This window comes from Roseibium sp., from assembly GCF_965232425.1.
Taxonomy (GTDB): Bacteria; Pseudomonadota; Alphaproteobacteria; order Rhizobiales; family Stappiaceae; genus Roseibium.
On sequence record NZ_OZ246971.1, the window covers coordinates 4,294,985 to 4,320,347 of the forward strand.

At 60.4% G+C, this 25,363-nt stretch carries 24 protein-coding genes and 1 other RNA gene; 17 read left to right on the top strand and 8 right to left on the bottom strand.

Annotation, left to right across the window (positions count from 1 at the left end):
- The first annotated feature begins 49 nt into the window (after window positions 1–49).
- The 6 genes from ACO08A_RS19535 (at window position 50) to arsH (ending at window position 4,038) form a co-directional block, all read left to right on the top strand.
- A complete protein-coding gene (locus ACO08A_RS19535) occupies window positions 50–607 on the top strand; it encodes a TRAP transporter small permease (protein ID WP_422037620.1) in 558 nt (185 codons plus the stop codon).
- Window positions 607–1,911: a TRAP transporter large permease gene (locus ACO08A_RS19540; RefSeq protein WP_422041781.1), complete on the top strand. Its 1,305-nt coding sequence runs from the start codon at window positions 607–609 to the stop codon at window positions 1,909–1,911. Before ACO08A_RS19535 ends, ACO08A_RS19540 begins: the two co-directional genes overlap by 1 nt.
- Before the next feature lie 104 nt (window positions 1,912–2,015).
- Complete coding sequence (locus ACO08A_RS19545; RefSeq protein WP_319387692.1) at window positions 2,016–2,474, top strand: winged helix DNA-binding protein; 459 nt, start codon at window positions 2,016–2,018, stop codon at window positions 2,472–2,474.
- Window positions 2,475–2,539: 65 nt separating this feature from the next.
- Window positions 2,540–2,878, top strand: coding sequence for an ArsR/SmtB family transcription factor (locus ACO08A_RS19550; protein ID WP_422037621.1), 339 nt, complete (start codon window positions 2,540–2,542; stop codon window positions 2,876–2,878).
- Between the two features lie 13 nt (window positions 2,879–2,891).
- Window positions 2,892–3,305 carry an arsenate reductase (glutaredoxin) gene (arsC, locus tag ACO08A_RS19555; protein WP_421984131.1) on the top strand — a complete coding sequence of 138 codons (414 nt, stop codon included), beginning with the start codon at window positions 2,892–2,894 and terminating at the stop codon, window positions 3,303–3,305.
- Window positions 3,298–4,038 carry an arsenical resistance protein ArsH gene (arsH, locus tag ACO08A_RS19560; RefSeq protein WP_421984130.1) on the top strand — a complete coding sequence of 247 codons (741 nt, stop codon included), beginning with the start codon at window positions 3,298–3,300 and terminating at the stop codon, window positions 4,036–4,038. The genes arsC and arsH overlap by 8 nt, the downstream gene beginning before the upstream one ends.
- A gap of 54 nt (window positions 4,039–4,092) precedes the next feature.
- Here arsH and ACO08A_RS19565 read toward each other — a convergent pair whose 3' ends face one another.
- Entirely contained in the window at window positions 4,093–6,174 is a 2,082-nt protein-coding gene (locus ACO08A_RS19565) for a putative bifunctional diguanylate cyclase/phosphodiesterase (RefSeq protein ID WP_422037622.1), read from the bottom strand.
- 350 nt (window positions 6,175–6,524) lie between these two features.
- On the opposite strand from ACO08A_RS19565, the gene ACO08A_RS19570 reads away from it, so the two are divergent.
- The 3 genes from ACO08A_RS19570 (at window position 6,525) to ACO08A_RS19580 (ending at window position 9,103) form a co-directional block, all read left to right on the top strand.
- Window positions 6,525–7,217, top strand: a complete 693-nt coding sequence (locus ACO08A_RS19570) for a J domain-containing protein (RefSeq protein ID WP_306142996.1) — start codon at window positions 6,525–6,527, stop codon at window positions 7,215–7,217.
- Window positions 7,214–7,978: an N-acetylmuramoyl-L-alanine amidase gene (locus tag ACO08A_RS19575; protein ID WP_422037623.1), complete on the top strand. Its 765-nt coding sequence runs from the start codon at window positions 7,214–7,216 to the stop codon at window positions 7,976–7,978. The genes ACO08A_RS19570 and ACO08A_RS19575 overlap by 4 nt, the downstream gene beginning before the upstream one ends.
- A 480-nt stretch (window positions 7,979–8,458) precedes the next feature.
- Window positions 8,459–9,103, top strand: coding sequence for a transglycosylase SLT domain-containing protein (locus ACO08A_RS19580; RefSeq protein ID WP_422041782.1), 645 nt, complete (start codon window positions 8,459–8,461; stop codon window positions 9,101–9,103).
- A gap of 91 nt (window positions 9,104–9,194) precedes the next feature.
- On the opposite strand, the gene ACO08A_RS19585 is transcribed toward ACO08A_RS19580, so the two are convergent.
- Window positions 9,195–9,869, bottom strand: a complete 675-nt coding sequence (locus ACO08A_RS19585) for a pyridoxamine 5'-phosphate oxidase family protein (protein ID WP_422037624.1) — start codon at window positions 9,867–9,869, stop codon at window positions 9,195–9,197.
- 81 nt (window positions 9,870–9,950) lie between these two features.
- Between ACO08A_RS19585 and ACO08A_RS19590 the strand changes: the two genes are divergently transcribed.
- The gene (locus tag ACO08A_RS19590; RefSeq protein WP_422037625.1) at window positions 9,951–11,420 is read left to right on the top strand and encodes a PLP-dependent aminotransferase family protein; all 1,470 of its coding nucleotides are present in this window, start codon (window positions 9,951–9,953) and stop codon (window positions 11,418–11,420) included.
- A 24-nt stretch (window positions 11,421–11,444) separates the two neighbouring features.
- Here the strand turns inward: ACO08A_RS19590 and ACO08A_RS19595 are convergent, their stop codons facing one another.
- From ACO08A_RS19595 to ACO08A_RS19610, 4 genes are all read right to left on the bottom strand, one after another.
- Entirely contained in the window at window positions 11,445–12,095 is a 651-nt protein-coding gene (locus ACO08A_RS19595) for a 3-oxoacid CoA-transferase subunit B (RefSeq protein ID WP_422037626.1), read from the bottom strand.
- The gene (locus tag ACO08A_RS19600) at window positions 12,085–12,747 is read right to left on the bottom strand and encodes a CoA transferase subunit A (RefSeq protein WP_422037627.1); all 663 of its coding nucleotides are present in this window, start codon (window positions 12,745–12,747) and stop codon (window positions 12,085–12,087) included. The genes ACO08A_RS19595 and ACO08A_RS19600 overlap by 11 nt, the downstream gene beginning before the upstream one ends.
- A gap of 116 nt (window positions 12,748–12,863) precedes the next feature.
- Window positions 12,864–13,448, bottom strand: coding sequence for a TetR/AcrR family transcriptional regulator (locus tag ACO08A_RS19605; protein WP_422037628.1), 585 nt, complete (start codon window positions 13,446–13,448; stop codon window positions 12,864–12,866).
- 52 nt (window positions 13,449–13,500) lie between these two features.
- Window positions 13,501–14,067, bottom strand: coding sequence for a carboxymuconolactone decarboxylase family protein (locus ACO08A_RS19610; protein WP_422037629.1), 567 nt, complete (start codon window positions 14,065–14,067; stop codon window positions 13,501–13,503).
- Between the two features lie 394 nt (window positions 14,068–14,461).
- On the opposite strand from ACO08A_RS19610, the gene rnpB reads away from it, so the two are divergent.
- Window positions 14,462–14,858: RNase P RNA component class A (rnpB, locus tag ACO08A_RS19615), an RNA gene on the top strand.
- Between the two features lie 6 nt (window positions 14,859–14,864).
- On the opposite strand, the gene ACO08A_RS19620 is transcribed toward rnpB, so the two are convergent.
- Complete coding sequence (locus ACO08A_RS19620; protein ID WP_422037630.1) at window positions 14,865–16,352, bottom strand: flavin-containing monooxygenase; 1,488 nt, start codon at window positions 16,350–16,352, stop codon at window positions 14,865–14,867.
- Between the two features lie 31 nt (window positions 16,353–16,383).
- Window positions 16,384–16,830, bottom strand: coding sequence for a cupin domain-containing protein (locus ACO08A_RS19625; protein WP_422037631.1), 447 nt, complete (start codon window positions 16,828–16,830; stop codon window positions 16,384–16,386).
- Between the two features lie 162 nt (window positions 16,831–16,992).
- On the opposite strand from ACO08A_RS19625, the gene ACO08A_RS19630 reads away from it, so the two are divergent.
- From ACO08A_RS19630 to ACO08A_RS19655, 6 genes are all read left to right on the top strand, one after another.
- The gene (locus ACO08A_RS19630; protein ID WP_422037632.1) at window positions 16,993–17,988 is read left to right on the top strand and encodes a helix-turn-helix domain-containing protein; all 996 of its coding nucleotides are present in this window, start codon (window positions 16,993–16,995) and stop codon (window positions 17,986–17,988) included.
- A 233-nt stretch (window positions 17,989–18,221) separates the two neighbouring features.
- Entirely contained in the window at window positions 18,222–21,269 is a 3,048-nt protein-coding gene (locus tag ACO08A_RS19635; RefSeq protein WP_422037633.1) for a hypothetical protein, read from the top strand.
- Window positions 21,270–21,718: 449 nt separating this feature from the next.
- The gene (locus ACO08A_RS19640) at window positions 21,719–22,186 is read left to right on the top strand and encodes a division/cell wall cluster transcriptional repressor MraZ (RefSeq protein WP_422037634.1); all 468 of its coding nucleotides are present in this window, start codon (window positions 21,719–21,721) and stop codon (window positions 22,184–22,186) included.
- Entirely contained in the window at window positions 22,183–23,223 is a 1,041-nt protein-coding gene (gene rsmH, locus ACO08A_RS19645; protein WP_422037635.1) for a 16S rRNA (cytosine(1402)-N(4))-methyltransferase RsmH, read from the top strand. Before ACO08A_RS19640 ends, rsmH begins: the two co-directional genes overlap by 4 nt.
- 2 nt (window positions 23,224–23,225) lie before the next feature.
- Window positions 23,226–23,582: a cell division protein FtsL gene (ftsL, locus tag ACO08A_RS19650; RefSeq protein WP_319383137.1), complete on the top strand. Its 357-nt coding sequence runs from the start codon at window positions 23,226–23,228 to the stop codon at window positions 23,580–23,582.
- A 9-nt stretch (window positions 23,583–23,591) separates the two neighbouring features.
- Entirely contained in the window at window positions 23,592–25,304 is a 1,713-nt protein-coding gene (locus ACO08A_RS19655; RefSeq protein ID WP_421984116.1) for a peptidoglycan D,D-transpeptidase FtsI family protein, read from the top strand.
- Window positions 25,305–25,363: the final 59 nt, after the last annotated feature.

Sequence of the window (25,363 nt, forward strand, 5' to 3'; positions counted from 1 at the left end):
ATGCCCGGCGTTTTCATATGACAAGCTGCTTATCCGGTAGGGGAAACCGATGCGCAAGGCTTTGAATTCGCTTTATCAGGCGTCAACGGCTCTGGCTGCCTGCTGCCTCGTAGTGATCGCCAGTCTCGTGGTGTTCCAGGTGTTGGGAAGACTGTTCGACGGGGCAAGGAAGCTCTTCGGCCTCGAGCCGTGGGGACTGCAGGTGCCATCGCTTGCGGAAATTGCCGGATTTCTTCTGGTCGGGGCCTCGTTTCTGGCGCTGGCCGGGACGCTGCGCAACAGCGATCACATCCGTGTCTCGATCCTGCTTCAGGCCGTTCCGTCCGGGATCTCCCGTTTTCTGAATGTCTGGGCCATTGCCGTGGCATTTGCGCTGGCGTCCTACTTCACCTGGCATGCCGGATGGCTGGCCTTTGACAGCTACAGCTACAACGAAACCTCCTACGGCATCATTCCCATACCGCTCGTCTATCCGCAGACCGTGATGACACTCGGGCTGGCGGTGTTCTCGGTGTCACTGTTCGACGATCTCGTGCAGATCCTGGCCGGACATCGCCCGAGCTTTGAAACCGTCGTCAAGGACGACCCAATCGAGGGGAGCGAATGATGGACCTCTCCCTGATCGCACTGTTTCTCGGCCTTGGAATGCTGGCGGCGCTGGCAACCGGGATCTGGGTCGCCGTTGCTCTCCTCGGTGTGGCGCTGGCCGCGATGCTGGCGCTGGTCTCCGTCCCGGCCGGGCCGGTCATGGCAACGACCATCTGGGGAGCGGCGAACTCCTGGGACCTGACGGCGTTGCCGATGTTCATCTGGATGGGTGAGATCCTGTTCCGCTCCCGTCTGTCCGAGGATATGTTCGCCGGATTGTCGCCGTGGATGCGCAATCTGCCGGGCCGGCTTCTGCACGTGAACATTCTCGGCTGCGGCATCTTCGCGGCCGTTTCCGGGTCTTCCGCCGCAACAACGGCCACGATCGGCCGCATGTCCTTGCCCGAGCTGAAGCAGCGCGGCTACGACGAGCGGATCGCCATCGGCACGCTTGCCGGGTCCGGAACACTGGGGCTCTTGATCCCGCCGTCGATCATCCTGATCGTCTACGGGGCGGCGACGGAGCAATCCATCGCCCGCCTGTTCGTGGCCGGTGTTCTGCCGGGCGCAATGCTCTGTGTTCTCTTCATGGGTTACGTGGCCGTCTGGTCTTTGCTGAACCGTTCGAAAATGCCGCCCAGGGAAAACACCATTCCTTTATTGGAGCGCCTGAAGGCGACGCGGCGCCTTTTCCCGGTCATCGGCCTGATTGCCGGCGTGATCGGCTCGATCTATGCGGGACTTGCGTCTCCGACCGAGGCGGCCGCAATCGGCGTGACCCTGTCGCTGCTTCTGTCCTGGGGCTCGGGTACGCTCACCCGCGCGAGCTTCGTCGACGCCCTTGCTGGCGCAACACGCACCTCCTGCATGATTGCCTTCATTCTGGCGGGTGCTGCCTTTCTGACGGTTGCCATGGGATATACCGGGATCCCGCGCGAACTGGCATCCTGGATCGGAGCGATGGAACTGTCGCCCTATGCGCTCCTGATCGCACTGACGCTGTTCTTCGTTGTCCTGGGCTGCTTTCTGGACGGCATTTCCGTCGTGGTGCTGACCACTTCGGTGATCCTGCCCATGGTGGAACAGGCCGGGCTCGATCTCATCTGGTTCGGCATCTATCTGGTTCTGGTCGTCGAAATGAGCCAGATTACTCCGCCGGTCGGCTTCAATCTGTTCGTGCTGCAGGGCATGACGGGCCGGAACATATTCTCGGTCGCGCGCATGGCGCTGCCATTCTTCCTGTTGATGATCCTGGCCGTGGTGCTGATTGTTGCCTTCCCGGGCTTGGCTCTTTGGCTTCCGCAGTCGATGCTGAGCAACTGATGATGCCTTAGGGAGAGGTCAAGACAGTGTCGGCAAAGTCTGAAAGCAAGAGTGAAAGTCCAATCGGACCTGTCGTATCGGCTGCGCATCTTGCGTCCGGGGCAATGCCGGCACTCTCTGAAATCGAGTTTGCCGTCACCATGATGGTGAACGCCTATCACCGCTGGATGGTCCGCTGCATCGCGGCGAGCGGCTCGGAAGGGCTCGGCCCGCTCGATGTCCTTGTCCTGCATACGGTCAATCATCGCGGGCGCGCAAAGACACTTTCCGATATCTGCCTGGTCCTGAATATCGAAGACACGCACACCGTGACCTACGCCATGAAGAAACTGCAGAAGGCCGGCCTGATCTCGTCCGGCCGCCGCGGCAAGGAGAAAACGGCCGAGATCACCGCGGCCGGCGAAACGGCTTGTCTTGAATACAGGCGTTTGCGCGAGGCATTGCTGGTCGAACCGATGAAGGCGCTGGGCCTCGACGAAAACGAGTTGTCCCGCTTGGCCGCGACATTGCGGCTGGTGTCCGGAAATTATGACCAGGCCGCACGCGCTGCAGCAGCCATGTGATTTTCAGATATCAGCAGTGCTATTTTCGCTATTCTATATTACAAAATTTCTTGTAGTATCGAAATATGGAGCAGACAAAGGCCATATCCGCGCTCGCGGCTCTCGCGCAGGAGGATCGTCTCGCCGCATTCAGATTGCTGGTGAGCGCAGGACCTGACGGGCTGCCTTCAGGCACGATCGCGGAAAAGCTCGACGTTCAGCCGACACGCATGTCCTTTCACCTGACGACGCTCGAACGGGCAGGGCTGCTGAGCGCGCAGCGGGAAGGCCGCCATATCCGCTATGCGGTCGATTTCGGTCAGATGAGACATCTTCTGGCTTTCCTCATGGAAGACTGCTGCGCAAACAATCCCGAGATTTGCGGGCTTGCCGATATCAAGCCGCCGCGATCCAGTTCCCTTTGACAGGACCTTAAAGATGACGATCACGATCTATCACAACCCGAAATGCGGAACGTCCCGAAACACGCTTGCCATGATCCGCGAGGCCGGCGTCGAACCGGAGGTCATTGAATATCTGAAGACACCGCCAAGCCGGGAAAGGCTCGTCGACCTGATCTCGAAGATGGAGATTTCGGTCCGTGAACTTCTGCGCCAGAAGGGAACGCCCTACGACGAACTCGGTCTCGGCGAGGAAAAATGGACGGACGATCAGCTGATCGACTTCATGATGGAGCATCCGATCCTGATCAACCGGCCGATTGTCGTGAGCGACAAGGGTGTCCGGCTCTGCCGTCCGTCCGAAAAGGTCATGGACCTGCTGCCCACAGATATCGGAACCTTCACCAAGGAGGACGGCCAGGTTGTCGGGACCGGGGCGGCAAATGAGTGAGACGGACATGAAGCTGGATGACCTGCCCAATCTGAGCAGCGGAGATTTTCGTCCGGTCTCGCAGGACTTGCTCGACCAGAACGATACGCCGACCCATCCCGTCCGCGTTCTCCTGCTCTACGGTTCCTTGCGGGAGCGGTCTTACAGCCGTTTTCTGGCACAGGAAGCGGAGCGGCTGCTGACGGCATTCGGTGCGGAAACGAGAATATTCGACCCGTCGGGACTTCCGTTGCCCGATGATGCCGATCCCGATCATCCCAAGGTCCGGGAACTCAGGGATCTCAGCATCTGGTCGGAGGCCCAGGTCTGGTGCTCGCCGGAACGCCACGGAGCCATGACGGGAATTCTCAAGACGCAGATCGACTGGATCCCGCTCAGCACGGGCGCGGTGCGGCCGACCCAGGGGAAAACCCTTGCCCTGATGCAGGTCTCCGGAGGTTCGCAGTCCTTCAACGCGCTCAACCAGATGCGCGTTCTCGGCCGCTGGATGCGGATGGTGACGATCCCCAACCAGTCTTCCGTCCCCAAGGCCTATCTCGAATTTGACGATGACGGTCGCATGAAACCATCGCCGCTTTACGACCGTGTTGTCGACGTGGTGGAGGAACTCATGAAATTCACGCTGCTCGTGCGTGGACGCTCGGACTATCTCGTCGACCGGTACTCCGAACGCAAGGCGGAAAGTTTGGCGAATGATGCGGTCGCGCGGGCGGCCCAGGGTGCCGTTCTCTGATCAGGCGACGTCAGTCGCCGGGCCGGGCATCCGGTCGGGTTTCACCTGACGGCCTCAGCCGGTGACGCTTTCCGCCTTGTCGGACTCCGGGGTGTCGGAGATCGTGGCGTATTGGGCCAGGGACGGTGACAGCGTGATCTTCGGGGCTTCGGGTGCCTTTTTCCGCTGTTGCGGGAACCAGAAGCCGCCGTCCTCGTTGTGCGGGAAGACCGGGAAGTCGGACTCGTGCCGCTTGACGCTGTCCGGCTTGCCGAACATGTAACCCTGGACGAGGTCGCACCCGGCGGCGCTCAGGAGAACGGCCTGTTCTTCCGTTTCCACGCCTTCCGCCGTGATCGTGACATTCAAGGAGCGGCCAAGCCCCACAATGGATGTGACGATCGCGTCGGTGCTGGGGTCTTTGCCGAGGTTCTGGACAAAGGTCTGGTCGATCTTGATCTTGTCGAAGGGGAACAGGCTGAGATAGCTGAGCGAGGAATAACCGGTCCCGAAGTCGTCCATGGCGATCGACACACCCATGTCGTGGATCTGCCGGAGCGTCTCGATCACGGCTTCCGTATTCGATATCAGCAGGCTCTCGGTGATTTCGATTTCCAGGCGGCTCGGATCCAGTCCCGAATTGTGGAGTGCCTGGGCAACCCGTTTCTGGGTCTCCCCGGCGACGAACTGGGCGGCGGAGACGTTGACGGCAACGCGCCGGTCCAGGTCTTCCCACAGCATCGCTTCGCGGCACGCATTGTTGAGCACCCAGGTGCCGATCTCGTCGATCAGGCCGCAGTCTTCCGCAATGGGAATGAACAGATCGGGTCTGATTTCGCCCTTGCTCGGATGCTCCCAGCGCACCAGGGCCTCGTATCCGCGCAATGTGCCGTCGCGCAGGGCGTATTGCGGCTGATAGAGGAGCTTGAACTGATCGAGTTTCAGTGCCTTGACCAGCCCGTTCTCGACTTCCTTGCGCTTCTGCGCTTCCGCATCCAGTCCGGGTGTATACCAGGAGAAGGTCGACCGGCCGCTGTGCTTGGCGTTGTAGAGGGCAAGGTCCGCGCAATGCAGAAGGCGCGACACGCGCCAAGAGCCGTCGGTTGCGCGCGCGATCCCGATGGAAAGAGACAGCTTGATTTCGTTGCCGTCGATAATGCACGGAGCGGTCGTTGCCGCAATCATGTCCGCCGCCAGCCGCGTCATGCGGGCCGGATCGGAGACGGAGGTCATCAGGACCGCAAACTCATCGCCGGACAAACGCGCGACGAGATGCTTGTGAAAAACGGTCTGCAGCCTTTCCCCGACAACCTGCAGAAAGACATCGCCAATGCCGTGACCGTGCGTGTCGTTGATTTCCTTGAACTTGTCGACATCGATCAGCATGACGCCGACATTGGAGGCCTTGGCCTGAGCCAGGCGCAGCGCCTCTGCCAGCTTGGCATTGAACACGGCCCGATTCGGCAGGCCTGTCAGGGTGTCGTGGTGTGCGAGATACTGAAAATTGCTGTTGGTGCGCACCTGATCATAGAACCGCATCCACAACAGGATCGCCGCGAACGCGAATGAAATCAGGCAGAGCACGCCGATCGCGGCGCTGATCGACCAGATCAGGCCCGACAGGCTTTTCAGAATTCCGGACTGGGTTACCAGTAGGACAAGACTGGGGGATCCGCCCTGGGATTTGTCGGGATTGAAAACGACAATGGCGTTGGAACCGAAGGCACCGAACCAGGTCATGTCCGGTACAACGGTCAGGGGGCGGTCGGAGTTGAAGGCCGCCCAGGCGTGGTTCAATGTCCGGACCGAGGTCAGCTTGTTTTCCGCCAGCCAGTCAATTTGTGCAAATCTCGGCAGGCCGGAGGTGTCGTTGACGTCCTTGGACGGATAAACGAGACTCGTGTCCAGGATGGTCGAGTCCACATATTTGTGTTCCAGAACCTTCCGGATTTCCGCGATTGTCCGAGACGATACCGGTGACTGGGACAGTGTTTCGCTGGAGAGCGAGGGGCGCAGTCCCTGCAATTCCTGAAGCGGATGTTTCTGCGTCTCGACGGCATGGGACGCGAGGATGCTCTGGATGTCGGATTTCTGGTGGATGTAGTCCTGCTCGAGACCTCCGACCAGCAGCCAATGGGTCAGCAGTCGATTGCTCACATAGACGCCCAACGCCAGCGTCAAAACCAGCGTCATGGACACGAAAAATATGACAATGTTGCTTCTAACGAGTGGAATTGCCATCCGGCGCAGTACCGTCACACGAACACATATCTGACCAATTTAAGCGGAAATCCTTTAACCATCATGAATCCTCGGAAGAAGTCCTTAGTGATTTTTTCGCGGGTGGCCTTGCGCCCGATCCGGACCGTTTTTGAGGAATGTTCCGTTTCGCGGGAGGTCACTCCTAGTCAAAGACGGCGACTGCCGATAAGACTCGAGACCGGAATTGATTCCGGGCGGAGCAGGCGCGCTGCCGTTTCGCGGTTTGAGCAGATCAGGAGCTTTTGGTGAGCGTCTGGAGCAGCATCGGCAGTATCGTGAGTGCTATCGGAACCGGTGGTGCACAAGTTGTCGATCGGCTTGTTCAGCTTGTGCTGGCACGTCCGGAAGGCACAAGCAGCGTCGGCTTTACCGTGGCAATGATCGCCCTCAGCGCAAAAATGGCGAAGGCGGATGGGGTCGTCACGACCGACGAAATCATCGCGTTTCGCGAACTCTTCGAAGTCCCCCCGAAAGAGGAACGCAACGTCACGCGTCTATTCAATCTGGCGCAGGAAGATGTTGCGGGATTTGAAGTCTACGCCAAGAAACTCGCGGACCTCTTCCCGTATGACCGCAAAACCCTGCTCGATATCCTTGACGGGCTTTTCCACATCGCCAAGGCGGACGGCGTCGTTCACGAGAGCGAGGTCGGCTATCTCTCCCGTGTGGCGTCCGTCTTTGGCCTCGATGAGCGCGAGTTTTCGAAAGTTCTTGCAAGACACGTTCGCAAGGACGGAAACCCCTATGAAGTTCTGGGGCTCGGGCCGGAGGCAAGCGATACGGAACTCAAGGCGCACTATCGCCGCGAAGTGCAGGAAACCCATCCTGACAGGCTGATGGCAAGAGGCGTTCCAGAAGAATTCGTCAGGATCGCAAACGACCGGCTGGCTGCCCTCAACGACGCCTGGGCAAAGATCCGCGCGGAAAGGGGCATATGAGCGTAGACACGGATACCGGCGTGGCGGCACGCGTTCATCCTTCGCCCAATCACGGCGAGCGGGCGCCCGGCGCCCCGATCGACATGCTCATCCTCCACTATACGGGGATGCAAAGCGCCGAAGAGGCGCTGCAAAGGCTGTGTGATCCGCGTGCGGAAGTTTCCGCGCATTATCTGGTGCACGAAGACGGTGAAATTCTTCAGTGTGTTCCCGAAGCAAGGCGTGCTTGGCACGCGGGCAGGAGTTTCTGGAAGGGGGAGACGGATGTGAACTCCCGTTCCATCGGAATAGAAATCGTCAATCCGGGTCACGAGTTCGGCTACCGAGCGTTTCCGGACGTCCAGATTGAAGCCGTTGCTGCCCTGGCGAAGGATGTCTGCAGCCGTCACGACATCCTGCCCTGGATGGTGCTCGGTCATTCGGATATTGCACCGGACCGGAAGGAAGACCCCGGCGAGCTATTTCCCTGGAAACGTCTGGCCGAGGCCGGCGCCGGGCTCCATGTCGAGCCGCATCCGATCGTCGCGGGGCTGCTCATGCAGGAAGGGGACCGGGGTCAGCCCGTCGAGGCCTTGCAATCCATGCTCGGGCTCTACGGATATGATATCGACATCAACGGCACCTTCGATGCGAAGACGCGCCATGCAGTGATGGCGTTTCAGCGCCACTTCCGACCGGAAAAGCTTGATGGCGTGGCCGATCATTCGACAATAGAAACGCTTACTTCGCTCCTGCGGAAACTTCCGTCGTTTTCCGTCTAGTCCCCAATTTGGCGTGAGCGCCGCGGACAAAATCAGACGTTGTATTTGTTAGCCTTTCATCCTTTCAACTTCAATTTTGCGTCGTCCGAAGGCTTTTTTGCATCGCAGCAAATCGGGTGAATTTTTTTCACGTGTCACAGATTTTCTCTTCAGCGCCGGTAAAATGCCGGAAACCGGGCAAGGTTTGGTCACAAACCGGTCGAGCCGACAAATTCGAGCCAGTTTTCCGGTAAAATTCTGAAATAATCTGACATAAATCGTGATTTTCCTGCGCTCATTTTTGTCCAAACGGTCCGGCAATTCTCCGCCCCGAATTCAACCGCAACAAAAACCAAAAGGGCTGGACGCATGTTACGGTCATTTACGAAACTCACTGGGGCGCTTTGTCTTTTCGCCTTCGCAACATCAACCGTAGCGCCGTATGCGATGGCTGCCAGTTCGGGGGCGGATCCGATCCTGCATGTGATCGATCCGGAAAAGATGAAGCAGAACGCGGAGAAGATCGCGGCACGCGAAGAAGTCGGATCAGGCTCCAAGCCCATCCTGCACGTGATCGAAGCGGACAAGGACACTACGAAGAAGAAAGCCGAGACCGCGGCACCGAAAAAATCGTCGACGGCAAAGGCAAAGACGTCTGCCAAGACCAACGTCAAGAAGGCCACGCAGACCAAGTCCAAAACACGGACCACGAATGCAAAGGCCAAAGGTTCTCAGGCCAAAAACGTTCAGGCGAAGAGCACATCGGCCAAGAAAGATGACTTCTCCAGGCTGATCCGCAAGGCTGCTGCCAAGCACGGTGTCCCGGTCAAGATCGCCAAAGCCGTCGTGGAAGTCGAAAGCAACTTCAACCCGCGTGCACGCGGTCGCGCCGGTGAAGTCGGTCTCATGCAGATCAAGCCGGCAACCGCGCGGGGCATCGGCTACCGCGGTTCCACCAAAGCACTCTACGATCCGGAAACGAACATCGAATGGGGCATGAAATACCTGGCCGGTGCGCACCAGCGCGCCAATGGCGACCTGTGCGGCACGATCCTTCGCTATAATGCCGGTCACTATGCCAAGCGCATGAACCCGGTCAGCCGCAAGTATTGCAGCAAGGTCAAGCGCATCATGTCATCCAGCTGATTGTGACAGGGCGGTCACGTTCAGTCAGGGAAAGCCTGGCTCTCCCGTGGGCAACATCGAACCCCGCTGCGTTGCAGCGGGGTTTTTCCGTTCAGGCGAATTTGCGCCGGGCTGCCGGGATCGAGGCCGGCACAGGCGTGCCGTCAGGCACGTCATAGGCATCAAACGGCTGCCCCAGCGCGGTGGTTACGGGCACAACGCCGGCCCAGAGATCGGTGCCGAGATCTTCCTTGTCGTCGACAGGGCCGCCAGTCCGCACCTTGGTGCTGACCTCTTCGATATCAAGAACCAGCACGCCGGTCGCCTTGTGTTCCTTCGCCGACATCGCACGGCATTCGTCCCAGCGGCCCGGAAGCATGTGATCGGTAATGGCAGCCAGCGCCTCGATCTGTTCTTCCTTTCCCTCCACCAGACGCGCAGTGCCATGGACGATCGCACAGCGGTAGTTCATCGAATGATGGAAGGCCGAGCGGGCCACGACGAGACCGTCGAGCAGCGTCACGGTCAGGCTCGCCGGGACGCCTTTTGCGTTGTTCTTGATGATGCGCGTGGCGCTGGCTCCGTGAATGTAGAGACGGTCGCCGATCCGGGCGTAGACCATGGGTATGACCATCGGCCGGTCTTCATGAATGAAACCGCAATGGGCGACGAGGCCGGCATCCAGGATTTCATAGGCAAGTGCCCGATCATAACTGCCCCGGTTCATTTGCCGGATCTTGGCGTAACGCGGCTTGTCCGCGGCTTGCCGCCTTTCCAGTGTGGACATGGTCTGCTCCAGGTTGGGTGGATCTTGTAATCCCCGGTTTCCCCGATAAACTGGATTTTCAAAAGATCCGGTTTTTGAAAAATGAAAGAACCAGTTTTTCCTGAAGGCATCCTGTCACTCGACCGGTCCGGGCCGATCCCCCTGTCGGAACAGATCTACCGCGGCTTTCGCGATGCCGTGCGCGCCGGACTGCTCGCCAAAGGCGCGAAGCTGCCGTCGACACGGCGGCTTGCGTCCTCCCTGGACGTTGCGCGCAACACGGTGAATGCCGCCTACGAACTGCTGCAGGCCGAAGGCGTCATCACGCTGAGGGCGGGGGCCGCGCCCCGGATTACCGAGGATCTCCCGCCGGAGGGACGCTACGGGCCTCAAGCCGGCTCCGGGGTTGCGCTCGATCTTTCGGCCCGGGGCCTGCACATGGCGGCAAACGTGCGCGGCGACGGCTGGGCGACCCGGCATGGAGCACTTCAGCCCGGGTCCCCTGCGCTGGACTGTTTTCCCTATGAGGAGTGGGCGCGGCACCTGCGCCGTGCCGCGCGCATGGAACGCGGACCGGATCTGCAATACAGAAACTATTCAGGTGTTCCGGCCCTGAAGGAACAGTTGGCACGTCACCTTGCGGCAGAACGCGGCGTGCGTGCCCGCCCGGACCAGATCCTCGTGACAAGTTCGATGCAGGCAAGCCTGTCGCTGCTGTCGATGGCGCTGTCCGAGCCCGGTGACAACGCATGGCTGGAAGAACCGGGCTATCTGGGTGCCAGGACCGCGTTTCATGTCGCCGGGCTGAACGTGCACCCGCTGCCGGTCGACCACATGGGCGCCGACGTTGATCGTCTCCTGTCCTCCGGTGCGAAGCCCCGCCTGATCTACGTGACGCCGTCGCACCAGTATCCCCTCGGAACCCGCATGCCCCTCGGGCGGCGGTTGTCCCTGCTCGAGGCGACGCGGTCTGCCGGTGCGGTCATCCTGGAAGACGACTATGACAGTGAATTCCTGTTCGAAGGCAGACCCGTCGCGGCGCTATACGGTCTCGCGGAGGAGGGGCAGGTAATCTATCTCGGCACCTTTTCAAAAAGCCTCCTGCCGGGTTTACGGCTGTCTTTTTGCGTGGTGCCGTCAAGCCTCGCGCAGCCGTTGCAGCAACTGATGCGCAACATGGGCTGCGCGGCAAGCGTTCAGGTCCAGGTCGCGCTGGCGCAATTCATCGACAGCGGCGCCTATCAGAAACACCTGAAGCGCATCCGCAGGATCTACGAGGAGCGCGGAACACTGCTTGTCAAAACGTTGAAGGAACGCCTCGGCAACCGGGTCGCCGTCGACGTGCCGAACGGCAATGTTCAGGTTGCCATGCTGTTCCGGGAACCGGTCGACGATGTCGCCTTCGCCCAGGCCATGCAGGAGCGCGGATTTTCGGTTTCTCCCCTGAGCAACTGCTATCAGGGCGAGGTCAGACAGCCGGGCCTCATCATCGGCTTCGCCGACGCAACGCCGCGCCAGATCCAGGACGGTGTGAACGCCATCGGCGACCTGATGGAGGAATTACCTGTCTGATCGCGGCCCGCTTTTCGCAGCCAGTTAGAGACGCATTTTCGGCACGTCGCCCCGCACGATCAGGCTGGCCTCCGTCGACGAGATGATGTCGTCGATGCTTGTATCGGGGCCTGTTTCCTTCAGAACCAGACCGTCCTCCGTTGGTTCGATGACGGCCATTTCGGTCACGATCAGGCTCACCCGGCGCTTGGCGGTCAGCGGGAGTGTACATTCACGCAGAATTTTCGGCTTGCCCCTTGCCGTGTGGACCATCGCGACGATCACGTGTTTCGCGCCGGCAACAAGATCCATGGCGCCGCCCATGCCGGGAACCATCTTGCCCGGCACCATCCAGTTGGCAAGATAGCCACGCTCGTCGACCTGCAGCCCGCCCAGAACCGTCATGTCCAGGTGTCCGCCGCGGATCAGTCCGAAACTCATCGCGCTGTCGATCGAGGCAGCGCCGGGAACGGCGGTCACGAAACCGCCGCCCGCGTCAGTCAGATCGGGATCCTCCATGCCTTCCGGAGGGCGGGAGCCGAGGCCGATGACGCCGTTTTCCGCCTGGAAGAAGACATGCACCTCCTTGGGCAGATAATGGGCCACCATGGACGGCAGGCCGATGCCGAGATTGACAAGCGAATCCGGCTCGATTTCCTGTGCCACGCGCCGCGCGATGATTTCCTTAGCTTCCATCGGGCTGTCTCTCCAGAAGATGATCGACAAGAACACCGGGTGTTTTCACACTGTCGGGCGAGATCACGCCGACCGGCACGATCGTTTGCGGTTCGGCGATGACGGCGTTCCCGGCTAGGGCCATGATCGGATTGAAATTGTGTGCCGTGAGCGAATATTCCAGATTGCCGACATAGTCGGCCTGATGCGCTGCGATCAACGCAAAATCTGCGTGGATCGGTTCTTCCAGCAGAAACTTCTGTCCCTTCACGGTGACGATCTGTTTGCCGTCCTCGACCAGCGTACCGAGGCCGGTGGGCGTCAGGATGCCGCCGAGACCGACGCCTGCCGCGCGGATCCGTTCCACGAGTGTGCCCTGTGGGACCAGGTCGACGTCGATTTCACCGGAGATCATTTTCTGCTGGGTTTCCGGATTGAGCCCGATATGAGACGCAACGACCCGGGAAAGAGCGCCTGCCGTGACAAGTTTTCCGATGCCGCGGCCGGGCATCGCCGTATCATTGGCAACGACCGTCAGGTCTCTCGTTCCCCGTGCGACGATGGCATCGATGAGCCGGTGCGGGGAGCCAACCCCCATAAATCCGCCGATCAACAAGGTTGATCCGTCCGGGATGAGCTCGGCGGCCTGGGCCGCCTTGATGGCCTGTTTCATTGAGCGCGTCCTCGCAGTTCAATCCGTGCTGCGAAGGTTAGCGTCTGCCGCGGCTCATGAGAAATGAATATTGTGCGACGCAGAAACATTGCGGAACCGGCGCGTGCGTGCGCTCGTCAGGCTGCGGTCCTTTCGATGCAGTCCGCGGCATGGTGCGCAGCTGCCAGGATCTTGTCCCCGTCCTGGCCGTTGCGCGCCAACGCGTTCAGCCCCAGCAGGCACGCGAGCGCAAATGCGGTGAGCTCCTGCGCCGCAGCTTCGTCCTGAATGCCTTTCTCGCCCGCAATCACGCCGTGGATCCTGTGTTCGAGCATCTTCATGCGCTCGCGAACAGGGTTGGTGCCGTCACCGCGCTGCCCGGGCACTGCTGCCGAAGACGTCAGCAACAGGCAGCCGCGCGGCGTGTTTTGCGTCATGAAGATGCCGACATGGCGCACGAGCGCGGCCACCGCCTTCAAAGGCTCCTCTTCGCGGTCCATCCGGTTCAAACCCAGCGCGGTGGCCTCATTCCAGTATTTCTCAAGGACGGCATTGAAAACATCGTCCTTGCAGCCGAACGCAGCATAGAAGCTGCCGCGCTTGATCCCGGCTGCTTCCTGCAGATCATCCACGGAGGTTCCCTGGTATCCCTTCGTCCAGAACACGTCGACGAAGGCGTTGAGGGCTTTGTCGGTGTCAAATGTTTTCGGTCGTCCGGCCATCTTTCCTCTGTCTGCGACGGGCTCCGGCAGCGTGCCGCCGGAGCCCGTTCGTTCATTCTGCGGCGGCCACTGCCGGCTGCCATTCGAATTTCCGGAATGGGGCATCAACAGGTGTGTCGGCCAAGTGGTTCACGTAATTTGACATGACTTTCTGGGCAACGCCAAGAATGATGTCGAGGACCTGCTGTTTTGTATAACCCGCCGCCAGGAACGTGTTGACGTCGGCATCGGAGACGACGCCGCGCTGACGGACGACCTTCAGCGTGAACTGCCGCAGCGCCTCGAGCCTGTCGTCTTCGAGCGGAGCCGCGTTTCTCAGGGCTTCGATGACACCATCATTGACCTTCTGCATGTGCGCGATGGCGGTATGGGCCGGCACGCAGTAATGACACGCATGTTCCACGTTGATCGTCATCCAGACCACGGTCTGCTCGACGACCGACAGGCTTGTCTGCTGAAAAAGTTCATGAAGTTTCTGGTAGGCCTCAAGGTGCTGGGGCGACTCGGCCATCACGGCGTGCAGGTTCGGTATCATGCCGAACGCCTCGAGCGAGTTGTCCAGAAGCGGACGGCTGCCTTCCGGGGCCGTTTCCTGCGTGTGAAGCGTAAATTCCGTCATCTCAGATCTCCATTTTCTGGGTGGTCAGCACCCGTGATGCCAATCTCTTGCAATCGGCATATGGGTATTCTGTACTTAGTAGTCAAAAATAAAGTCTGATAGCAAAACTGCGGAAATCTGCGCTTTTGGGACCCGTTCACCCAAACGTGAAAACTTGGTTCACCGAAGCGGAAATCTGATGCGCGTGCGTGAATCACCGCCCGGCAGCCCCCGGAAGTCCCCCAGGACGCTCTGTGCAACCGAAACCGGCTGACGGTGCGGGCGCGCGTCCGGTCCGGGAGCGCCCGGTCAGATCCCGGAAATCCGGGCGAACGATCCGGATCGTTCGTCAAAGGGGAGATTTGGCAGGCGCTGTTGCTTGACCTTCAACCGAAAGCCACTTAAGCCGCTAGCGCCAGTCGGCCGGACAGCCGCTGCCGCAAGCGCCGAAAGGCCGCGGGAGAGGAAAGTCCGGGCTCCATGGAAACACGGTGCCGGGTAACGCCCGGCGAGGGCAACCTCAGGGAAAGTGCCACAGAAAGCAAACCGCCCCGGCTCGCCGGGGTAAGGGTGAAAGGGTGGAGTAAGAGCCCACCGCGCTGCTGGTAACAGTGGCGGCACGGTAAACCCCACCGGGAGCAAGACCGAATAGGGACAGCGCGGGCCGGGAGAAATCCCGGAACAGGCCGGTTTCCAGGCCTGCTGTCCGGGTTGGTTGCGAGAGGTGCCCGGCAACGGGCATCCCAGATGAATGGCTGTCGCGTCCGTCGATACGGGCCATACAGAACCCGGCTTACAGGCCGGCTGGCATTTCCATTTCAACCCGCCGCATATTGCGGTGCGCTTGCCAGAAATTCACCGTAGGCGTCCGCGTTCGGGTAGGAGAATTGTTCTGCCAACGGGTTGGACCGTTTTGTCTTCCCGGCACCCATGTCCGAAAGCAGCTCGTCGAAATGCCGGAAGTGGAAGGGTGCGGAGCACAAGCCGCCATAGACCTTGGCGGCCGGGCGTTCCTTGCGCCGCCATTCGAGCATCTCCTCGATGTTCCGTGTCATGTCCGCTGCGCTGGGCTGTTTCGCCAGTTTGCCGTCCGCAAATCGCACAAGCCAGTTCGCGATCATTTCCGCGGAGAGGATGGTGCAGAAACTGGAATTGAAACCGACGAAACCCATGTCGGGCAGTTCGGGGTTCACGGCCAGCCTGTAGACGCGGTACTGACCATCCGGTTCGATCAGCTTGTCCTGAAAATCCTGCGCGAGAAAGGGAACACCGAGTTTCCAGCCGACCGCGAGGATCGACAGATCGCAAGGCACCGTGTCTCCGTTCGTCAGGACGACCTTGTCGGTCTCGTAGCGTTCAATGGTTCCCCTGACCGGACGGATCGATCCGTCGTTGAAACCCTCGAACAGGCCCGGCGTAACGATGGGCAGCGAACAGGACGCATCCTTCTCGATCGGTGCGTCGGGCACCATGTCCCATTTCTTAAGTCCGAGCTGCAGCTTGAGCAGCGTCTCGAGACCCCGGAAGTTGGCCCAGATCAGAGGCTTGAAAGCGGCAAAGAGGGCCTTTCCGGCAGGGGAGCGCCCCCATGCGTTGAACTGCTGTTCCTGTGCGCGCATGTAGAGGAGCCGTTTGAAATTGATACCGCCGACGAAATAGGGCACCCGCCAGACCGGCTCCCGATAGACCAGCGTGACCGAGCGCGCACCGCTGGCGGCGGCGTTGACGGCAATGTCCGTCGCGGATTTGGATCCTCCGAGGACGACGACATCCTTGTCTTTCGCCGTTGCCGGGTCGGTGTATTCAGAGCTGTGAATGACGCTGCGGCCCGTGGCTTCGAACGCCTCCTGACCGGGATGCGTGATGATGTTCTTGTCCGAAAACTGTCCCGTGCAGACGGCGACGAAATCAAAGTCCTGCGTCCGCACCTTGTCGCCGGCCTCAAGCGTGAGTGTCCAGCCGGGTTCGCCGTCCTTCCTGCGATCCATGGAGCGCACATTCGTGTTCAGCTGAAACAGTCGAGCCAGCTTGTGCTTGTCGGCGTAGCTATGAAGGTAGGCATGTACCTGAGGCCCCTTGGGCCATTCCGGATAATCGTCCGGCATGGCAAGATCGGTGTACCGGTAGAGATCCTTCGGCGACTGGGTTTGAACGCCCGGATAGGACCGGGACAGTTCCCAGACACCACCGAAATCGTGGCTGCGCTCAAAGCCGAAGACCCGGTGGCCGCGCTCATCGAACGCCTTGGCCGCGGCAAGGCCGCTCACGCCGCCGCCGATGATCGCGACGTTCTTGCGTTTGGTCATGTCACATTCCTCCTGTCGCCTTTGGGCCTGCTCAAGCCTGATCCGGCGGGGGGAGGAAATCGACTTCGTGCAGGGCCGACAACCTGACGAGCTCCTGCGGGTCCGTGACACCGTTCAGGGCGATGAAAAGGTCGAACAGCTTGCGCGCCGGTGCGACACCGAAAACGCAGGTTGCGGTCTTGCCGGACCGATTGAAAATCCCGTGCGCCTCTCCCATCGGCATGCGTACCGTGTCACCGGCCTGTGCCACATGTGTCCTGCCGCCCATTTCAACTTCGAGCTCGCCCTCCAGCATGACGATCCATTCGTCCTGGGTCGGGTGGACATGCGGCGGGACGAAGCTTTCCGCCGGAACCACGGCGTGCCAGATGAAGGCGTTGGCGCTATGGAGTTTCGGTTTGTAGGTTTGACCGACAACATTCCAGCTGATGTCGTCGAGGCCCGCGTCCGCGGATGTGATTCCGGCTCCGTTGTGCATTCTGTTCCCCTCCGTGAAGCAGTGTATTGGTGAGGGAAATGCTACCTGCGGCCTCCGGAATGCTTTATCCAGATTGCGAAAAAATCCGACCAGGTGCAGTCATTCGCCGCCTTGACGAGAGCGAATGCTTGAACGGACCGGAGCCACGCGGCATGATCTGTCATGCTCCGATCCGCGCCCAGACCGCCGCTCAGTGATTTCAGGTGCTTCGACACGCTCGATGTCGACGAAGCCCGGGAAATCGTCGCGCGCAATTTCTGCAGCCACAGGCTTGAGCGGATGTCAGCCGCGGATCGCTTCAACGCCTGCCAGAACAGGGTCGACGGCAAACATGTTTCGCTGAACTACATCCGTTATGGGGCGGACGTGACCATCGACCCGGGCGAACTGTCCGATTTCTTTCTGATCCAGATACCGATTGCCGGTATTGCGGACGTGCGCAATGGTACCCGGTCGGTCCAGTCGACGACGTCCATGGGCGTGGTCCTGAATCCGGACCGGCACACCACGATGCGCTGGCATGCCGGGTGCGAACAGGTTCTGGTACAGATCGAAAGATCCTACGTCGCGGAGATTGCCACCCGCATGACAGGTCTTGGCGTGAACACGATCCGTTTCGATCCAGGTCTCGACTTGAAACGTGCTGCGGTCTCAGTGTGGGCAAAACGCCTGCGCGGTCTTTTCGGAGCCGCGGCGTCCGGGCAGGTTTTCCGCCAACCGGATGATCCCCGGCAGCAGCAGCTTGAAGAAGCGCTTGTGACTTCGTTGCTGGACGCCCAGACGAGCACTGTGTCCCACATCGTTGGCGATCGCATCACGGGTGCCACTCCGGCTATTCTGAAGAGGGCAGTGGCCTTTATTAACGACAGGTTCGATCAGGATATAAGCCTGCTGGATATCTGTTCCTTTGCCGGGACGACCCCCCGCAATCTGCAGATGGTGTTCAAGCGCGAGTTCGGATGCAGCCCGATGGAGAAACTGCAGGACATCCGCCTGAAGTTCGCGCGGCACCTGTTGCTATTGAGCAGCGGCAATCTTTCGGTTTCGGAGATCGCCGAAAGGTCTGGACAACGGCATGCGGGACGGTTCTCCCAGGCCTACAAGGCACGGTATGGGGAGACACCCAGGGACACCTTGCGCCGCCGCCGGTTCTGCTGACGCTCCCGTCCCATCCGCGGGGTCCGTCTTTCGGAGAGAAAATTCTCGAATTGATGGAAGAATTTTTCATCTTGAGTGTTTTATGTATTCAGCAAAATATTTTTCGCCTGATTATGTATAAAATGTGACTCGGTGAACACTTTATCGCCTTGAACATTTAATGTTTTGTCCATGTTGCTATCTTTCTTCGTGCCTAATCTTGATTCGGTTCAATCAATACAGGTGGGAGAAAGATGGAAGGCACGTTCGAGGATTTTCTGGCGGCGCTGCTTGCCTTTGAGTCGGGCTGGGACAGGGACCGCTACAATTCCGGCATCATTCAGGACTGGCAACTGGACGAATGGGCCGGGGGCGGCGTCGAGACCCGGTTTCCGCAATATACCAGCTGGTCGCAGCTCACGGATGCCGAATGGGAGGCAATGGCGTACCAGTCGATGAACTCGCTCGGGTTCGTCGGGTTCCAGTTCGGCGAGGCGCTGCTGATCGATCTCGGCTACTACGATGACACCGTCTTTTACGGCAACGGGGCAGCCACCAACACCTGGGACGGGACGTGGACGGGCAAGAACGGCGTCACATCGCTCGAAGACTTCATGACGAAGGAGGCTCAAGACGTCGCGATCCAGGAAGCCTTCGGCTACAATCTGCAGGTTCTGGAGACACAGCTTTCCGGCAGCGGTCAGTCCCTGAGCGATTTCATTGGCCAGACAGCCAGCTATGTCCAGAACGGCGTGACCGTCACCGTGGAGCTGACACTGACCGGTATTCTCGCGGCGGCGCACTTACGCGGCGCGTGGGGCACAGCGTCCCTGCTTCAGGGCGGAGCCGTCAGTACGGACGAATACGGCACTTCCATCCTGCAATATATCGATCAATTCGGTGGTTATTCTTCGCCTTCGATCGCCGAGATGATCTCCTTCTATGAAGATCGGCTCACCGGTGACGAAGGGCTCGGCACACCCGGGGAAACGCCCGGCGGCACGCCCGGTACCGGTTCCCCGGGAGGCAACGGTGAAGCCGGTGTTTCTGAGACCGACGCCAACGTCGTCATTACCTGGGCCTGGGGACAGGACGAGGTTGTCACCGGGTTCGACCCGGCAGCCGATACGATCTTCATTGACTGGATCGGGGCCGCGGATCTCGTGGTTTCCGAAACGGCCCAGGGTGTCGTCTTCGCGGTACCCTCCAACAGCCAGACGACGACACTTGAAGGCGTTCAGCTGAGCGAGCTGAGCAGCGCGAATTTCACGATCCTGGATGCGACGGCGGCGGCAGAGGTTCTGGCCCTGGTGGGCGACGGCTCCGGTGTGCCCGATACGCCGGTTACGCCGGATGACCCAGACGAACCGGAGACACCGGATGAACCGGACGATCCGGGTGCGCCTGATGAGCCGGACACACCGGACGAACCGGATGCTCCCGATACGCCTGTGCCGCCGGCAACACCCGACAGCTGGAACGGCACGGCAGGTGTGAGCGCCACTACGGCAAGTGTGGTGATTACCTGGGCCTGGGGAACGAACCGGAGCCTTGCGGATTTCGACCCTGAAACCGACACGATCTTCATCGACTGGTTCGCTCCCGAGGCGATCGAGATGACGGAAAACGGCGGCAACACGGTCTTCACGATGGCATCCAACAACCAGACGCTGACCCTCGAAGGCGTTGTGCCGGGTGATCTTTCTCCCGGCAACTTCACCATCATGAGCGCGGCGACCGGCCAGGAAATCCTCTCGCAGGTCGGTGGCAGTCCCGCTGGCCCCTCCGGCCCGGACGATCCCGTTGACCCGGATCCGGCAGACCCGGTCGATCCCGGAACGCCGGACGGGCCCCAGATGATCATGATCATGCCGGGCAGCCCGTCACGCGTGATTGACAGCTTCAATCCGGCCACCGACATGATCCACCTGGAAGCGGGCATCATAGCGGAACGGCTCGAGTTCGCGGACTATCCGTCGACGATTGCAGATGTTTCTGCCGGTCTGACAGTGCGTGTTCTGACGCCGACCGGAGAAATCGCCAGCGAGACGGTTCTTGTCGGCATCGACGCTTCGGACCTCACCATGAACAACTTCATGGTTGCCGAGGAATCCGCCCTGAACGAAGTCGCAACGCTGCTCGGACAATCGGTTGAAACACCCGACACGGGCGGCTTCGACGTGGTCTACGACACGGACGGCTCCAATCCGCCGGTTCCCTCCGGCGCAAGCGCGCTGGGCGGCGTCAAATGGCCTGCTGATTTCGGTGCGGACGACATTGTCGGCTTCGATCCGGCAGCGGACGAGATCGATTTCGGCAACGCCTCGGTTCATGGCCTCATCCTGACGATGACGCCTGCGGGCGAGCCGGTGATCGACAATCCCTGGGGTCCGGACATGCAGATCCTTCAGGGCGTTCAGCTTTCCGAGCTGTCGATCGAGAATTTCGGCATTGTCGGCAACGAGCATCTGCGGCAGGACCTTGGCGGCATCCTTTCCTGGGAGGCAAATATCGGGCCGCGTGACAGTGATACCGTTTACCTTCGCTCGCACGAATACGGTGTCAGCGAAGTGATAGACGGGTTTGATCCGGCGACGCAGAAGATCAGCTTTCTCTACTTCGGGACGCGCGAGCGTCTGAGCGTGGAGGACACCCCGGAAGGACTGGTGATCAGTTCGCTGCCAAGCGGCCAGAGTTTCGTTTTCACGGGCGTTTCAAAATCCGATCTCATACCCGGCCTTGTCGAGTTCCATCATGACCAGGTGATGGAAGACAACCTGGAAGCGCCTTTCGGCTTCGATCAGAACGATGTGACGCTGGTGTCGCGGAGCGCGCTCCTGACCCCGGACGCGCCTGCAGGCGCAACAACGGACGGTCATCAGGTGAGGGACGGCGTTGGCGTTGTCTCCGAGCCCGCGCCGCCGGATACACCCGATGGCCCGGATCAGCCGGTCGTGCCAGCGGCCGGTGACGATGACATCGTTCTCCAGGACGGCGCGGATACGGTGCTGGTGACCTGGGACTGGGGCCGGAAGTTCGCCGTCAAGGCCTTTAATCCGGCGGAGGACAGTCTGAATTTCAGCGGTCTTGGCGGGTCTGACATTTCCATCTCGGAAGCCGCCGACGGGCTTCAGATCACGGTCGAGAACAATGGCGGTCACAGCCTGCTTCTGGAAGGGGTCCAGGCGGAAGATCTGTCGCTCGCCAATCTGACCGCTGCCGGCTGGAACACCGTTGTCACGGATCAGGGCGGCGTTGCCAACCAGCTCGAAAACCTCGGCAACACCGATTTGCTCAGCTGATCCGGACAGGTGCCGTAGCAGTGAAAACGCCGCGCGATTGCGCGGCGTTCTTGTTCTCCACAGGTCATTCACAAAGGCCGTTTCGGGCGGCAGTTTTTGCCGGGTTGCGGGAGTGCGGAACGTAAAACCTCCGTAATCCTGCGAATCTGATTCTTTAATTCTGTCAAGGCTTCATTAAGCATGTTTCGATTAACGTCATGCGATGGGGTCGTGAGCGATCAAATCCAGCCAGAATCCATGAGATTCCATTGACTGCCCATGTTTTCCCATGGTATCCCATAATGACCCAGAACGGGGGATGCGGGCCCATATAAACGCGGTCCGGGGCATAAATTGACGGCTCGGCAGGAGCCGGTTTTGCAAATTGCATGTCCTTGGTCGCCTTGACCGTTTCTTTCGAAGGGTGATTTGGGGATTTCGACAGGTGGGGACCTGTCTGAAGGGGATTTATGGCCGGATTTGTTTCTCACTTTACCAACCGGCTGGATGCCAAGGGGCGCGTGTCGATCCCGGCACCCTTCCGGTCGGTCTTGGCGAGAGATGGATTTGAGGGGCTGTACTGCATCACTTCCGCACATTGCGATGCCGTCGATGCCGGCGGAAACGATCTGCTGGCGGAGATCAGCAAACGCTCCGAGGCATTCGCCAAGCTGTCACCCGACCATGACGCTCTGGCGGTCGCCCTTTTCGGTGCAAGCGAAAACCCGAAAATCGATGGCGATGGCCGCGTGACGATTTCCGAAATGATCAAGGAGCATACCGGGATCACCGATCAGGTCACTTTCGTCGGGTTGAATTACAAGTTTCAGATCTGGGAGCCGGAAAAGTTTCGCGAGTACCGCGCTGAGGCCCAAAGACGTGCGCTCGCGATGCTGTCGGGGCAAAGCCCCGCGCCTTCACAGGGAGAGCCGTCATGATGGCGCTCGGCGACAGAGACGCTGCTTCTGCCGCTGGCGGACCCGAGCGCCACGTGCCGGTTCTCCTGAGTGAAGTTCTGGAGTGGCTCGATCCGAAGCCCGGTGAAGTGATCGTCGACGGGACATTCGGGGCCGGCGGATATTCCCGTGCCATTTTGGCGAAAGGCGCGCGGGTGGTCGGTGTCGATCGGGATCCTGACGCAATTTCCGCGGGGCGGGCACTGGAGGACGAGGCGCAGGGTGCGCTGATGCTCGTGTCCGGCCAGTTTTCCGACCTTGAAGATCATGCGCGCAGCTGCGGTTTCGATGCCGTCGACGGCGTGGTTCTCGATCTGGGGGTCTCGTCGATGCAGCTGGATGAAGCCGAGCGCGGGTTTTCCTTCCTGCGCGATGGTCCGCTGGACATGCGCATGGAGCAGGCGGGCCCGTCGGCGGCCGACGTCGTCAATGATCTGCCGGTCAGGGACCTTATCCGCATCATAGGGCTTCTGGGCGAGGAAAAACGGGCGACGTCCGTCGCGCATGCCATCGACAGCGCACGCAAGGAAAAGCGGTTCGACAGAACGCTTGAGTTGGCGAACCTCGTCGAAAAGGTTCTCGGGCGCTCTCCCAAGAAGGCTCAGATCCATCCCGCGACACGCACGTTCCAGGCTCTTCGGATCTATGTGAACGGTGAACTGCACCAGGCGGCCGAAGCGCTGGGCGCGGCGGAGCGCATCCTGCGCCCGGGCGGGCGTCTCGTGCTGGTGAGTTTCCATTCGCTGGAAGACCGGATCGTCAAGCGGTTCTTCCAGGATCGGACCAGAACGCGCGGCGGCGGGTCGCGCCACATGCCGGAGGAGGAAGTTCCCCCGGCGACGTTCGAGCTTCTGACGCGCAAGGCGGTCGAGGCGAAGGCGGAAGAAACGGCAGGCAATCCGAGGGCGCGCTCGGCGAAACTGAGGGCAGGGCGGCGCACCGGCGCACCTGCGCGCGACCTGGATATTCACGCGGCGGGTGTCCCGCGGCTTGCAGAATTTCACGGTCTGGGGGGCTGACCATGGTACGCACGCTGAACATCCTGTTCATTCTCGCCGTCGTGATCGGCGCTGCGACCGTCTACGACATGAAGCTCGCGGCGACCAAGTCTGCGGCGAAGGTCGCGGATCTGCAGCGGCAGATCGATGAGGAGCGCAACGCGATCCGCAACCTCAAGGCGGAATGGAGCCTCCTGAACAAGCCCGACCGCCTCCAGGGCCTCGTCGAACGCTACAACACCTATCTCGAACTGGATGCTCTTGACGTGAAACAGATCGTTGGCCCCGAAGAGCTTCCTGCGCGCCCGGTCATGCTCGAGCCGATCGGCGGCTCCAACCAGATGGGCGGTTATGCCGGTTCATCTGCGGCGATTCAGTAGGGGGCTCCGATGACGATCGTAAGCGAACCGGCAAGCTTTCTTCAGGTCAGGCGCTCCAGCCCGAGGAGCGCACGTGGCTCGGTGTCCTCCAGCGCCGTGCGGTCGCGTGTCATCGTCGCGATGATGGCTTTTGCCTGCGTCTATGCCGCCATCGCGGGACGGCTCGTTCACCTGGCCCAGATGGAGGAAGCGCCGTCACGCGCCTGGATTTCCGCGCAGGATTCGGTGTCCGCTTCCCGGCCGGACCTGATCGACCGGAACGGGGAAATCCTTGCAACCGATATCAAGACCGCTTCGCTCTACGCGGAGCCGCGCCGGATCATTGACGTCGACGAAGCTGTCGAGGGCCTGATCCGGGCGCTTCCGGAGCTTGACGAACAGGTGGTGCGGCGGCGCTTGGAGAGCGGCGCCGGGTTTGTCTGGCTGAAGCGTGAAATGACCCCGCAAAAGGCCGATGAGGTTCACAATCTCGGCCTGCCCGGTATCGGTTTCCTGTCCGAAAACCAGAGGTTCTACCCGGGAGGTCCGACAGCGGGACACATCGTCGGGTCCGTGAATGTCGACAACCAGGGCCTCGCCGGCATCGAAAAGCATATCGATGACGAGTGGCTGGCCGATCTGCAGTCGCTGGGATTTGCGTCGGACAAGTCGATGGAGCCTGTCAGGCTTTCCGTGGATCTGCGCGTGCAGCACGTTGTGCGCGACGAACTGGTCAAGGCAATGGAGCGCTACCGCGCGATTGCAGCGGCCGGCATTGTCCTGGACGCCAAGACGGGCGAAGTGGTCGCCATGTCCTCCTTGCCGGACTACGATCCGAACGATCGCGCGCAGGCCCTTGAGCGGGACCGCCTGAACCGGGCGACCGGGGGCGTTTTCGAGATGGGCTCCGTGTTCAAGGCGTTCACAACCGCGATGGCGCTCGATTCCGGAGCCGTTTCCATCAACGACAGCTTCGATGCGACGCGCCCGATTCGTGCCGCAGGACGGACAATTTCCGATTTCCACGGGAAAAACCGGATCCTGTCGGTGCCCGAGATTTTCATTTATTCGTCCAATATCGGCACCGCCAAGATGATGCTGGCGACCGGGGTTTCGCGGCAGAAGGAATTCCTCGAGCGGCTTCACCTGACAAAGCGGTTGAGCACGGAACTGCCCGAAAACGCAGCGCCGCTGCTGCCGCCGAAGTGGAACGAACTGGCGGCGATGACCATCTCCTTCGGTCATGGTCTGTCGGTCACTCCGATGCAGACGGCAGTCGCCGCCGCTGCGGTTGTCAACGGTGGCAAGCTGCTGCCACCGACCTTCTTGCCGCGGTCGCAAGAGCAGGCGCAAGCTGTTGGAAAACAGGTCATTTCTCCGGATGTGAGCCGCATGATGCGGTACCTGTTCCGGTTGAATGTTCTCAACGGATCGGGCCGCCGCGCCGATGTTCCCGGATATACAGTCGGCGGCAAGACCGGGACCGCGGAAAAGATTGAAAACGGCCGTTATGTCAGCAACAAGCGGCGGAACTCGTTCCTCTCCGCCTTTCCGATGGATGACCCGAGATACGTTGTTCTCGTGGTGATTGACGAACCCAAACCCGAGCGCAAGGGCATCGGGGCGACCGCGGGACTGAACGCGGCGCCGACGGTCGGCGCGATCGTGAGACGTTCAGCGCCGATGCTCGGCGTGATGCCGCGCTTCGGCAAGGGGGATGAACCGATTGAGATTTCCTATTAAGGAGACATAGACAGCCAGGTGCCGGCGGGGTCGCAGCCGTTTACCGGTGCCAGGGCTTT